The organism is Asaia krungthepensis NRIC 0535, from assembly GCF_025995175.1.
Taxonomy (GTDB): domain Bacteria; phylum Pseudomonadota; class Alphaproteobacteria; order Acetobacterales; family Acetobacteraceae; genus Asaia; species Asaia krungthepensis.
Map to the genome: position 1 here is coordinate 15,348 of NZ_BAPV01000012.1, position 12,729 is coordinate 28,076.

Genomic DNA, 12,729 nt, shown 5'->3' on the forward strand with positions numbered 1-12,729 from the left:
GAGAGAGGCTCCCGGCCGCCCGTCGCGGAGTAAAACCCGATGGCTACTGCCGTTCAGAAGATCACCCTGTCGTCGTCGCGCGACATCCCCTTCAACAAGCTGGTGCTGAGCCAGTCCAACGTCCGGCGCATCAAGGCCGGCGTCTTGATCGAGGATCTGGCCGAGTCCATCGCCCGGCGCGGCCTCATCCAGTCCCTGCATGTCCGGCCGGTGCTCAATGCCGAAGGCGTGGAAACCGGCATGTTCGAGGTGCCGGCTGGCGGTCGCCGCTATCGCGCCCTGGAGCTGCTGGCGAAGCAGAAGCGGCTGAACAAGACGACGCCGGTGCCCTGCGTCGTCAGCGATGCGGCGAGCGGCATTCTCATGGAGGAGATCTCCTTCGCGGAAAATGACGAGCGCATTCCGCCGCATCCGCTCGACCAGTATCGCGCCTTCCAGGCCATGCGCGACAAGGGCATGAGCGAGGAAGCCATCGCCGCCGCCTTCCTGATCGACGTCAACGTCGTGAAGCAGCGCCTGCGCCTCGCGTCCGTCTCGCCCGTGCTGCTGGAGGTGTTCGCCGAGGACGGCATGGAGCTGAAGCAGCTCATGGCCTTCACCGTGTCGCAGGACCACGCCCGCCAGGAACAGGTCTGGGAGACCATCCGCAATAGCTGGCAGAAGGAGCCCTGGCAGATCAAGCGGATGCTGACCGAAACCACGGTGCGGGCGTCCGACAAGCGCGCCCTGTTCGTTGGCATCGAGGCTTACGAGGCGGCGGGCGGCATCGTGCTGCGCGACCTGTTCGAGTCCGACGATGGCGGCTGGTTGCAGGATATCGGTCTGCTCGACCGCCTGGTGGCCGAGAAGCTGAAAACCGTCGCCGATGAGATCGCCGGAGGGGGTTGGAAGTGGGTCGAAGCCGCCGTCAGCATCCCCTACGGCGTCACCCACGGTCTGCGTCGCGTGTCGGGCACCGCTCTCGAGATGACCGAGGAAGAACAGGCCACGCGCGAAGCCTTGCAGGCGGAACTCGACGGCCTGGTCGCCGAATATGAGGATGCCGATGAGCTGCCGGACGCGGTGGACGAGCGCCTTGGCGAGATCGAGGCGGCGATCGACCATCTCGACAGCCGCCCGGTCAGCTACGATCCGGCCGACATCGCCATTGCCGGCGTCTTCGTCAGCATCGACGCGGATGGCTCGCTCATGGTCGATCGCGGCTATGTCCGTCCTGAAGACGAACTGCCAGTCGAGGTCGACGGTGGCGATGACGTGCAGGAGGAGAACGTCGATCCTGAAACCGGCGAGATCCGCACGCCGCCCGTCCAGCGCGCTATCATCACCATCGGCGGTCAGCAGGCACCTGTCGAGGAGGAGGAAGAGGACGGCATCAAGCCGCTGCCCGAACGGCTCGTCATCGAACTGACCGCGCACCGCACGCTGGCGCTGCGGGATGCCGTGGCGAACCATCCGCACGTCGCCATGACGGCGTTGCTGCACAAGCTGGTCTCCGACACCTTCCTGCATCGCCCGGCGACGGGCGCGCTGGAGGCCAATGTCCGGCAGATTCACTTCGCCGCTCAGGCCGACGATCTGAAAGACAGCGCCTCGGCCAACTCCGTCACCGACCGGCATGAACGCTGGGGCGATCATGTCCCCGCCGATGACCAGGCACTCTGGGACTGGTTGATCGCGCTCGATGACGGCAGCCGCCTGGACCTGCTCGCCCATTGCGTCAGCTACGGCATCAACGCGCTCTTTGAGCGGCCCAATCCCTATAGCGGTTCGGGTGTCAGCGAACATGGGCTGAAGGTCCGCATGACGCAGGCCGAACGGCTGGCCCAGGCGACGGGTCTCGACATGGTGGCGGCAGGCTGGCGCCCGACCGTCGGCAATTACTTCGGCCGCGTCACCAAGGCGCGCATCGTCGAGGCGGTACGCGAAGGCGCGGGCGAACGGGCGGCGCAGCTCATCGACCACATGAAGAAGGGCGACATGGCCAAGGAAGCGGAACGCCTGCTCGCCGACAGCGGCTGGCTGCCTGAGCCGCTACGCCCGGCCGATGCTGGAACGGAAGCTGCCGTCGCTTCCGATCAGGGCGGTGACGACGAGGCGCTCCCCGCCTTCCTGTCCGATGACAGCGATGACGATGAGATGGTCGAGGAAGACGACGAAGCCCTGAGCGCCGGCGAGTGACCGACAACCGGCGGGGAGCGGCACGATCCGCTTCCCGCCGGCACCTTCCCAATCCCTCAACCTCCGCCCGGCCTTCGCGTCGGGCATTTTCATTTCAGGAGCCTGTCATGGCGGACTATTTCACCCATTTCTCGTGCCTGCTCGATGTCGGCACGTCCGAGAACGCTATTCGCGCGCTCGATCTCTACAATGCCCTGTCCCAAGAAGGTGCGTCGGAGGAGCCGCCCTCCGAAGGTTTCCTGCTTTCCATCCAGCCCGAGCATGGCGGCACGAACCTCTGGATGCGTGATGACGTCTCCGGCGATCCCCAGCGTGTGATCGACTTCGTGATCCGCTGCGCCGCCGCGTTTCATCTAACCGGACGCTGGGGATTCCAATATGCCAACACCTGCTCGAAGCCGCGTCTGGACGGGTTCGGTGGCGGCGGCCATGTGCTCGATCTCGCCACCGGCGAAACCGTGGATTGGATCTACACGGACGGCTGGCTCGACCAGACGCTCTCCGACGAAGGAGGCCCGCTATGAGCATTCCTTCCTTCGCCCGGACCAATTTCCAGACCCTGTTGCGCGCGGCGGGTGACGGCAATTTGGCGCTGATGGAATGCCTCGACGCGGAGACGGGAAGCCCGCGCTACGTCATCTGCGCTGTCGGGCGAGACGATGGCGATTACGTCTTCACGCCCTTCGGCCATCTTGCCGACGGCAATCCCTACGACGCCTATCTCCCGCCCGACCCCAACGATCCGAGCGGCTTCATCAGGAACGATGAAGACGGAAAATGACGAAAAGCGCCCACCTCGCGGTCGGGCGCTTTTTTCATGTCGGGACATCGAGAGTGAGAGGGCCGCCGGGACGGGATTGAGTCCGGGCGGTCCAGAGAGAGCGTCGCGCGGGCTTGTCCCTTCCTGCTCTCCTGAAAGCTCACCCCATGAACATCCTGTCTCCCGTGGCCGCCGCGTCGGCCACGCTGCTGCCGCTCACCCCGTCGGCCGGCATCCTTTCCGCCGCTCATCTCCTCTTGCCGCAGCTTGAACGCGGCGAGCGGATCGACGCTGCCATCCTGCGCTCCGCGATGGAATCGGCTTATCGAGCCACCGATGCGTCGGGTGCTTGGGACTGGAAGGCGGCTTACGAAGCTTGCGAGGTCGCCACCGTCCTGTTCCTCCGCAAATACGGCAAGGCGCTGTTCCGTAATTCCGCGTCTCCGGCTGCACGCCTTTCCGTGCTGACGAAGATCGTCGGCCTCCTGCCGACGCACACGCGCCGTTCGGAGGAAAGCCAGACGCTCCAGCAATTCTCGACGCCGCTGCCGCTCGGTCTTGCCGCACTGACCGCCGCCGCGATCGCGCCAGATGATCGCGTGCTGGAACCCTCGGCCGGCACCGGCCTCATGGCGATCCTCGCCCAGACGGCAGGCGGCTCTCTCATCCTCAACGAACTGGCCGACACCCGCGCCGAGCTGCTCGCCTCCCTCTTTCCGGCCATTCCCGTCACCCGGTTCGACGCCGCGCAGATCGACGATCATCTCGATCCCTCGGCAGTCCCTTCCGTCGTGCTGATGAATCCGCCGTTCTCGGCGATGGCACATGTCGCGGGCCGCATGCAGGATGCCGGCTTCCGCCATATCGCCTCGGCGCTGAACCGTCTCGCGCCCGGTGGCCGCCTAGTCGCGATCACCGGCGCCAATGTCGGGCCGGAACTGCCGGACTGGCGCGACGCCTTCGTCGCCTTACAGGCGCGGGGACGTGTCGTGTTCTCCGCCGCCATCGCCGGATCGGTCTATCAGAAGCATGGCACGACGTTCCCGACGCGGCTGACTGTCATCGACAAGCTGCCGGCCGACGATCCGACCGTGTTGCCGGTATCGCCGGGCGTGGCGCCGGATGCCGTCACGCTGCTCGGCTGGATCAAGGCGCAGGTGCCACCGCGTCTGCCCGTGGCGCTGCCTGCGAATGGCCTGCCGGTCGCCATCGCGCCAAAATCCGTGCGCGGCTATCTGGCTCGCACAGCGGCTTCACGTCCGGCTGTCGCTGTCTCGGCCGATCCCGAGGGCGTCGAACTCGCCTACGCGACCGTGGACTGGACGCCGCCCGAGGGCGGGCATCTCACCGAGGCGATCTACGAGACCTACGGATTGCAGTCGATCCGCATTCCCGGCTCTCAGGCTCACCCGACCAAGCTGGTGCAATCTGCGGCAATGGCGAGCGTCGCGCCGCCCCGGCCGAGCTATCGCCCGATGCTGCCCGTCAACATTTGCACACTGCTGTCGGACGCGCAGCTTGAGACCGTCGTCTATGCCGGCGAGGCGCATGGCGATTACCTCGCCGGATCGTGGACGGTCGATGCCACCTTCGATGTCGTCCAGGCGGCGCCCGCCGATGCTGCGAACGCCGTGCGCTTCCGCCGCGGCTTCATGCTCGGCGACGGCACCGGCGCCGGCAAAGGCCGCCAGTCGGCCGGCATCATCCTCGACAACTGGATGCAGGGGCGCCGCAAGGCGGTGTGGATCAGCAAATCCGACAAGCTGATCGAGGACGCGCAACGCGACTGGTCGGCGCTCGGCATGGAGCGCCTGCTGGTCACGCCGCTGTCGCGCTTTCCGCAAGGCAAGCCGATTGCGCTCAGTGAAGGCGTCCTGTTTGCAACCTATGCCACGCTACGCTCCGACGAGCGCGGTGAAAAGGTTTCGCGCGTTCGCCAGATCGTTGATTGGTTGGGGACCGATTTCGATGGAGTCCTCATCTTCGACGAGAGCCATGCCATGCAGAACGCCGGTGGAGGCAAGAGCGAACGCGGTGACGTTGCCCCCTCGCAGCAGGGGCGCGCGGGGCTTCGCCTGCAACATGCGCTGCCCGATGCCCGCGTCGTCTATGTCTCCGCGACCGGCGCCACCACCGTCCATAATCTCGCCTATGCCCATCGGCTCGGCCTCTGGGGTGGCGACGATTTCCCGTTCTCGACGAGGGCCGAGTTCGTCGAGGCGATCGAGGATGGCGGCGTCGCGGCAATGGAGGTGCTGGCCCGCGACCTGCGTTCACTCGGCCTCTACACCGCCCGTTCGCTCTCCTATGACGGCGTGGAATATGAGCTGGTCGAGCATCAGCTCACCGACGAACAGCGCCGCATTTACGACGCCTATGCCGGCGCGTTCGCCATCATCCATAATCATCTGGATGCCGCGATGCAGGCCGCGAACATCACGGGTTCGGACGGCACGCTGAACCGGCAGGCCAAGTCGGCGGCACGTTCGGCGTTCGACAGCGCCAAGCAGCGCTTCTTCGGCCATCTCCTCACCAGCATGAAGACGCCGACGCTGATCCGGGCGATCGAAGCCGATCTCGACGCTGGCCACGCCGCTGTCGTGCAGATCGTCTCCACCGGCGAGGCGCTGATGGAACGGCGGCTGGCCGAGATCCCCACCGAGGAATGGAACGACATCCGGGTCGACATCACGCCGAGGGAGTACGTTCTGGATTACCTCGCCCATAGTTTCCCGGTGCAGCTCTACGAGCCGTTCACCGACAGTGAGGGCAATCTGTCGTCGCGCCCCGTCACACGCGACGGCCAGCCGGTCGAAAGCCGCGAAGCCGTCGCCCGCCGTGACGAGCTGATCGAACATCTGGCTAGCCTGCCGCCCGTGCCCGGCGCGCTCGACCAGATCGTCCAGCGCTTCGGCACCGACATGGTGGCCGAGGTGACGGGGCGGTCACGGCGCATCGTCCGCAAGCCGGGTGCCGGCGTCATGGGCGACCGCTTTGCCGTCGAGAACCGCGCGCCCTCCGCCAATCTCGCCGAAACCGCCGCCTTCATGGACGATGTGAAGCGGGTGCTGGTGTTCTCCGATGCCGGCGGCACGGGCCGCAGCTACCATGCGGAACTGTCGGCGAAGAACCAGCGGCTGCGCGTCCATTATCTGCTCGAACCGGGCTGGAAGGCCGATGCCGCCATTCAGGGTCTCGGCCGCACCAACCGCACCAATCAGGCGCAGCCGCCACTTTTTCGCCCGATCGCGACCGACGTGAAGGCCGAGAAGCGCTTCCTCTCCACCATCGCCCGGCGGCTCGATACGCTGGGCGCCATCACGCGCGGGCAGCGCCAGACTGGCGGCCAAGGGCTGTTCCGTCCCGAGGACAACCTGGAATCGCCTTACGCCCGCGACGCGCTGCGCCAGCTCTACCTGCTGATCGTGCGCGGCAAGATCGACGGGTGCTCGCTGGCTCGCTTTCAGTCGGCGACTGGCCTCAAGCTGATGGACGACAACGGCATCAAGGATGATTTGCCGCCGATCACCACATTCCTCAACCGCCTGCTGGCGCTGACCATCGAGCTTCAGGGCATCCTGTTCACCGCCTTCGAGCAACTGCTCGACGCCAAGGTGCAGGGCGCCATCGCCAGCGGCGTCTATGATGTCGGGCTGGAAACGCTGACGGCGGAGAGCTTCGTCGTCACCGATCGCAAGGTGATCTACACGCACCCGGCGACCGGCGCGGAAACGCGGCTTCTCACCATCACCGAGAAACGACGCAACCGGCCGATGACGCTGGCCGACGCGCTGGCCTATGTCGATGCCGATCATGGCAAGCTGCTGGTCAACGCCAAATCCGGCCGCGCCGCCGTGCAGGTGTCCGCCCCTTCGCTGATGCTCGACGATGGCGAGATCGAACGCCGCGTCCGGCTGATCCGGCCGATGGAGCATCATCATGCCTCGTTGAAGATGATGGCCGACAGCCATTGGGAGGAGACCGACCGGGCCACCTTCACTGCTGCCTGGAACCGCGAATGCGCCGAGGTGCCGGAGTTCGAGGATTCGACGCTCCATATTGTCGCCGGACTGCTCCTGCCGGTGTGGAAGCGGCTGCCCAACGAGTCGACGCGGGTCTATCGGCTCCAGACCGACGACGGCGAGCGCATCATCGGCCGCCGGGTGTCTCCGGCCTGGGCGGCGAATGCGGCCTCGACCGGCACGGCGAGCCTCTCGGCCGAGGATGCGCATCGGGCGCTGCTCGACGGGCGCACCATCCTGGATCTGGCCGAGGGACTTCAGCTTCGGCGTGTCCGCGTCATGAGCGCGAACCGGATCGAGCTGACCGGGTTCACCGAGGCGATGCGCGAACGTCTGCGCGCCCATGGCCTCTTCACCGAGATCATCTCGTGGAAACTGCGCTTCTTCGTCCCCGTCGATGCCAGCGGCATCATGGTGCTCGAAAAGCTCCTCGCCACCTATGCCATCGTGCGCATTTCCGAGCGGGAGGTTGCGTGATGGCGCGTGTCGACGCTTCCGAACTGGCGCACCGTCTCAGCCGACAGGCCGAGGCGGTATGCCGCGAATATCTCGACGCCGGCCGACGCCAGGGCCATTACTGGCAGGTCGGCGATGTCCGCAACACGCCGGGCCGCTCGATGTTCGTGCGGCTGAAGGACACGGCGAAAGGCCCGGCCGGTAAATGGACCGATGCCGCCACGTCCGAACATGGCGACCTGCTCGATGTGATCCGCGAGAGCCTTGGCCTCATCGACTTCAGCGATGTCGCCGAGGAAGCGCGTCGATTCCTCAGCCTGCCACATCCCGAACCGGAGCCACCGCCCAAAAGACACGCCAATATGCCGGCCCCGTCGGGATCGGCCGAGGCAGCACGACGGCTCGTCGTCTTATCGCAGCCGATCGGCGGAACGCTCGTGGAAGCGTATCTCCGCAATCGCGGCATTACGGCTTTGCACGGAACCGGAAACCTGCATTTCCATCCGCGCTGCTATTACCGGCCCGATCATGGGCCGACCGAGCAATGGCCGGCGATGATCGCCGCCGTCACCGATCTCTCCGGCAAAACCACCGGCGCGCATCGGACATGGCTTGCCCCCGACGGCTCCGATAAGGCGCCGATCGACATCCAGCGCAAGGCGATGGGCGATCTCCTCGGCAATGCGGTGCGCTTCGGCATCGCCGGCGACGTGATGGCGGCAGGCGAAGGCATCGAAACCATCCTGTCGGCACGGCAGGCGATCCCCGGCATGGCGATGGCTGCGGCATTGTCGGCAGCACACCTCACAGCCATTCTGTTCCCGGACACGCTGCGTCGGCTCTACATCGTCCGTGACAACGATCCCGCAGGTGACGGCGCGCGGGACAACCTCATCGAACGGGCGAACGCGGCTGGGATCGAGGCGGTCGTGCTCTCGCCGCGGCTTGGGGACTTCAACGAGGATCTCCGGCACTTCGGCACGGATGCGCTCCGCGCCATGCTCAGGGTGCAACTCGCCCCGCAGGATGTCGCCCGCTTCCTATCTCTGGCGGCATAGCCGGAAGGAAGGAAGGTGGCAGGGTGGTCGCCATGCCCGCCCGGAAGCTCCCGACATCGGAAGAGGACCGCGCCTCGGCCTTCGAGAGGGCGATCGGCCCATAGCCGGGCCGGGTCGGCAATGGCTGCGCCCGGCCATTTTCCGGCGGCGGCAAAGCCGCCTTTCCATCGCGAGGCAAAATAGCCGGTCTCCGCCATCCTCCGCTTTGCTCCGGCCCGGCGCTGCGCGCCGGGTGCAGGCCCGTCCCGCCCACGGGCTTCGTCGCCATGAAGGCCGCGACGGTCGCGGTCCACCGACGGAGCATCCCATGAGCGCTTACGACGACTACGAACCCCACCACGAATCCTCACCCACCGACCACATCGCACAGGAGCTTCAGCTCTATGGCTACCGTCCTTCCGAGGACGAACCCGATCCCCGCCCGGCGCCGGAGGACCGCATCATCGAAGGCGCCGTCGCCGACATCTTCGACGCCCTCGTCGCCACGATGGTCGACACCAGCCTTGACCACGATCTCGACGATCTCCTCTGGTCGACCGTCAATATGTTCCACCGCGCCGTCGATCGGGTCGAGCGCAAGCTGGACGACAACGAGCAGGGACAGAAGCGCCTTCAGCGTGAACAGGATGGCTCCGAGGTCAAATCCGTCCAGCTCGAAAGCCTGATCGAAGTCGGGCAATCGCTGATCGAGCGCCGCGACAGCCTGGAAGTGTTCCGCGACAGCGCCGCCGACCGCTACCTCCGCATCACCGGCTCACCCTGGTCACAGCGCACCGGATCGCGCGTCAACCACCGCCAGCTCACCTCCGCAGTAATCGACAGCCGCGATTTTCTTGCCGCCAAGCGACGCGCCGAAACCGAGGTGCTGGTGCCCGCAGGGTCGAAGATCGCCTTCACCGGCGGCGACACCGCCGACCACAAGCTGATCTGGGCCAAGCTTGATCAGGTTCACGCCAAGCACCCCGACATGGTGCTGCTGCACGGCGGTTCCCCCAAAGGCGCCGAGAAGATCGCCGCCCGCTGGGCTGAGACTCGGCATGTGCCGCAGGTCGCCTTCAAGCCCGACTGGACAAAACATGCCAAGGCCGCGCCCTTCAAACGCAACGACGCCATGCTGGCCGTCATGCCGATCGGCGTCATCGTCTTCCCCGGCACGGGCATCCAGGACAATCTCGCCGACAAGGCCCGCAAGCTCGGCATCCCGGTCTATCGGTTCGGCTCAGGCGGCGCGTAAGCGCCGCCTGCCTCCACGACCCGGACATGCAGTCAGGACTGCTGACGCCAGAACTGCGTGCTGTAGTTATTAAGCCCGCGACTATAGGAATCGACCGTCACCTGAAACGTCTCTGGAATCTGGGCGCCATCACCGCCATCCCTGAAATAATCACGTACCGAATAGAGCGCCCCGCGCATCAGATGCTCCCATGTCTGGTAGAGCCTGTTTTGAAGCTCCTGTTCCTGCTTGGCGGCACTCGGCTTTCGCTTGGGCGTTTGCATCGTGTAGTCCGGGCGCGGGTCGTGATGGTGGACGAAGGTGATGCTGCCCCATTGCCATTCTTCCGCGATCGTCCTTCGCCAGCGATAGCTCACTCTGACGCTCATCTGCCTGCTGAAGCGATAAGGCGGCATGATCTGGTCATTGATCTGGAATAGCTGCGCATCGGCCTGTTCGGTTTCCATCCGCCGCTTCATGGCATCGACGGCGAATGTCAGATCGCGGCCAGCCCGTCGAAGGGCATTTCCTGTCTCTTCGCGTTTGCGTGCTGACTTGGCGATCCGGTGCCTTGCCAACGCCTGATCGAAATAGTGGAGCTGTGTCGAAACATAGGAGCCGCAACGACTGAGAGGGAGACGATGCAGTTCACCTGTCCGCTCTTCCCGGATCGCCTGATCGACAAGATCGTGAAGCTCTCTGCTGTCGATAGCTTTGAGGGCATCCTGTTCATCGCGAGAGATAGTGATCTCGCCCATAGTGCATTGCCTCGCGGTAGATTTCTGAATCGTCGTGTAATCTTACCATCTGCTTTGGACCGAAGACAGGTTTCGGACGTTGCCCTTCGGGCCGCGCTTTCGGCTGCGCCGGAACCACGCCTGCGTCGTGTTTCCGCCATTCGGCTTCAATCGCTAACGCGCAAGGCGGGCGTATTGGCGCCACGATCGTCGATCCGGCTCGCAGCAACTGCGATGCGCGCCAGCACCGTGATGGTCACACCCTTTCCCCGAGGAGCAGATCGCGGCCCCTGAACTCGGCGATATCCAACATCCCTCGCTGGCCCTGTCATCCCCCGATAGCCGAACGTGGTGCGATCCGGGATCGGCAGATGCGGCATGGTCCATGACAACCAGCTCCCGATGGCGCGAAGCACCACTCCCGCTTCATCAGCGCAATTCCTTGGTCCGGCCGAGGGCCTGACGCCATCAACCCTTAAAGGGTCGGACTACGCAAAGCGTGCCGCCGCTGCGGTTTCACCTTCGCGGTGATTGCGGCCCACGGCCGGACACTTCGGGCGCCTGTCAGCGGGGGATGGTCCTCCGCTCGAAACAGGAGCCGGATCGATGTCCTTCCCCGACGCACACGTCTTCGCCTTCAGCCTCGCCACCACCCTCATGGCCGTCATCGTCATCTTCCGCGCCGGCGACGGCACGCTGTCGGTGACACCGGCCGCTGAATATGATGGCGACAGCGCCGCCATCGTCGATGAAATCGACCCTTTCGCCCTATGACGGGGCGAAGATCATTGCAAGCGATGCGGAAACCCCGCGGGTTTCCGCTCCCGCCGTGGCTCACGTTCTGCTATAGTTCTCATCGCGCCGTGGTGGTGGTGGTGGCGCGACCGTCAGACCTTCGTCCCGGAGACACCACCATGATCTTTCTCGGCATTCTTCTGTCCATCGCGGCCGTCGGCTTCTTCTGCTGGCTGCTGTTCACGCTCGCCGTCTTCGCCTTGCCGTTCTTCGCAGGTGTAAGCGTCGGCCTATGGGCCTATGACACCGGCGCGGGCTGGCTGGGCGCAATCCTCGTCGGCGCATTTGCCGGCGGGCTGACGTTCGGCATCGGCCAGTTCCTGCTCGCGGTCGTCCGCCCCATCTGGGCCAAACTCGCGATCGCGGCGATCTTCGTCGCGCCCGCCGTCATTGCCGGCTATCACGCGGTCTACGGTATCGTGAAACACACAATGCTCTCGGAAACCTGGCAGGTCGTATTCTCCATCATTGGCGCCGTCGCCGTAGGCGTCACCGCATTCCTGCGCGTGGCGGGATTGGCGGCTACCGACCTGTCGGTCGGGACCACGGCGCGGGCCTGAGACACGCACGGACCCATTCCACGACGTCAGACCGGAGAGACTTCGCTTTGGTCCGGCGTCGAAGGTGGGCGCAGGCCGGCGTTGCACGGATCGCCATAGAGGCCCAAGGTCGCCGCCCATGAAGCGCATGGGCAGGACGGCGAATACCGACGCGAACCGATCATAGCAGGGTTGGATCGGGGCGTTTTTTCCCCGTGGCCGGGTGAGGACAGGCGTACAGGCGATGGCCCGGAAACCGGGAGGGTGAGGCGCCGGTGACGCCGAGCGGGTTCCTGCCGGTTGCGAGATGTCGCCAATGCCTCCGTCTTTCTTCCGTTGATCGAACGCACCTGGCGGCCTCTCCAATGGCTTGATCTGGCCGAAGGCCGGCTTCGCCTCGACCGCCTATGCCGCAACGGCGGCGTCAGACTTTCTTCCCCTGGGCGTGCCGCCCATTCCTCGCGCAGCAACAAAGTCCTCCTTGGCCGTCTCGCCCCTTCGGGGTGCTGCGTCTGTCGCCTCCGGCCCACCGATCGCCATCGAGGCCGCATGGTGCGGGCTCGAGAACGGAAAGACGGAGACTAACAATGGCGACCATCGGCACCTTCAAGAAGACCGGCTCGAACGAGTTCACCGGCGAAATCGTCACCCTCAGCGTCCAGGCCAAGGGCGTGCGCATCGTCCCCGACCTGCGCGCCACCGGCGAAAACGCTCCCAGCCACCGCGTGCTGGTCGGCCGCGCCGAGATCGGCGCCGCATGGTCCAAGCGCTCCAACGAGGGCCGCGACTATCTGGGCCTCAAGCTCGACGATCCGAGTTTCAACGCCCCGATCTACGCCAACCTCTTCGACGACGAGGACAGCGACACCTTCTCGCTGATCTGGTCCCGCCCGAACGGGCGCCGGGGCGACTGACCCCGGCGCCAAGGCCCCGGCCAACCGGTCGGGGCCGCCCTGCGGTCTTCGCCCGGA

At 65.5% G+C, this 12,729-nt stretch carries 11 protein-coding genes; 9 read left to right on the forward strand and 2 right to left on the reverse strand.

What is annotated here, in order from left to right; translation table 11 throughout:
- Positions 1-39 precede the first annotated feature (39 nt).
- From AA0535_RS07760 to AA0535_RS07785, 6 genes are all read left to right on the forward strand, one after another.
- Entirely contained in the window at positions 40-2,178 is a 2,139-nt protein-coding gene (locus AA0535_RS07760; protein ID WP_264815381.1) for a ParB/RepB/Spo0J family partition protein, read from the forward strand.
- A gap of 107 nt (positions 2,179-2,285) precedes the next feature.
- Positions 2,286-2,702, forward strand: a complete 417-nt coding sequence (locus tag AA0535_RS07765; RefSeq protein WP_264815382.1) for a hypothetical protein — start codon at positions 2,286-2,288, stop codon at positions 2,700-2,702.
- Positions 2,699-2,959, forward strand: coding sequence for a DUF6117 family protein (locus AA0535_RS07770; protein ID WP_264815383.1), 261 nt, complete (start codon positions 2,699-2,701; stop codon positions 2,957-2,959). Before AA0535_RS07765 ends, AA0535_RS07770 begins: the two co-directional genes overlap by 4 nt.
- Before the next feature lie 146 nt (positions 2,960-3,105).
- Positions 3,106-7,437 (forward strand): strawberry notch family protein, encoded by a 4,332-nt coding sequence (locus AA0535_RS07775; protein WP_264815384.1) that lies wholly within the window; start codon positions 3,106-3,108, stop codon positions 7,435-7,437.
- On the forward strand, positions 7,437-8,474 hold the full coding sequence (locus tag AA0535_RS07780) for a DUF7146 domain-containing protein (protein ID WP_264815385.1): 1,038 nt from the start codon (positions 7,437-7,439) through the stop codon (positions 8,472-8,474). Before AA0535_RS07775 ends, AA0535_RS07780 begins: the two co-directional genes overlap by 1 nt.
- Before the next feature lie 307 nt (positions 8,475-8,781).
- Positions 8,782-9,708 (forward strand): DUF2493 domain-containing protein, encoded by a 927-nt coding sequence (locus tag AA0535_RS07785; protein WP_264815386.1) that lies wholly within the window; start codon positions 8,782-8,784, stop codon positions 9,706-9,708.
- Between the two features lie 32 nt (positions 9,709-9,740).
- On the opposite strand, the gene AA0535_RS07790 is transcribed toward AA0535_RS07785, so the two are convergent.
- Positions 9,741-10,445, reverse strand: a complete 705-nt coding sequence (locus tag AA0535_RS07790) for a hypothetical protein (protein ID WP_264815387.1) — start codon at positions 10,443-10,445, stop codon at positions 9,741-9,743.
- A 146-nt stretch (positions 10,446-10,591) separates the two neighbouring features.
- Entirely contained in the window at positions 10,592-10,843 is a 252-nt protein-coding gene (locus AA0535_RS07795) for a hypothetical protein (RefSeq protein WP_264815388.1), read from the reverse strand.
- A 187-nt stretch (positions 10,844-11,030) separates the two neighbouring features.
- On the opposite strand from AA0535_RS07795, the gene AA0535_RS07800 reads away from it, so the two are divergent.
- The 3 genes from AA0535_RS07800 to AA0535_RS07810 all read left to right on the forward strand — a co-directional run bounded on the left by AA0535_RS07800 (position 11,031) and on the right by AA0535_RS07810 (position 12,672).
- A complete protein-coding gene (locus tag AA0535_RS07800; RefSeq protein ID WP_264815389.1) occupies positions 11,031-11,198 on the forward strand; it encodes a hypothetical protein in 168 nt (55 codons plus the stop codon).
- A gap of 140 nt (positions 11,199-11,338) precedes the next feature.
- Positions 11,339-11,779, forward strand: coding sequence for a hypothetical protein (locus AA0535_RS07805; RefSeq protein WP_264815390.1), 441 nt, complete (start codon positions 11,339-11,341; stop codon positions 11,777-11,779).
- Positions 11,780-12,345: 566 nt separating this feature from the next.
- Positions 12,346-12,672: a DUF736 domain-containing protein gene (locus tag AA0535_RS07810; RefSeq protein WP_264815391.1), complete on the forward strand. Its 327-nt coding sequence runs from the start codon at positions 12,346-12,348 to the stop codon at positions 12,670-12,672.
- The last annotated feature ends 57 nt before the right edge of the window (positions 12,673-12,729 follow it).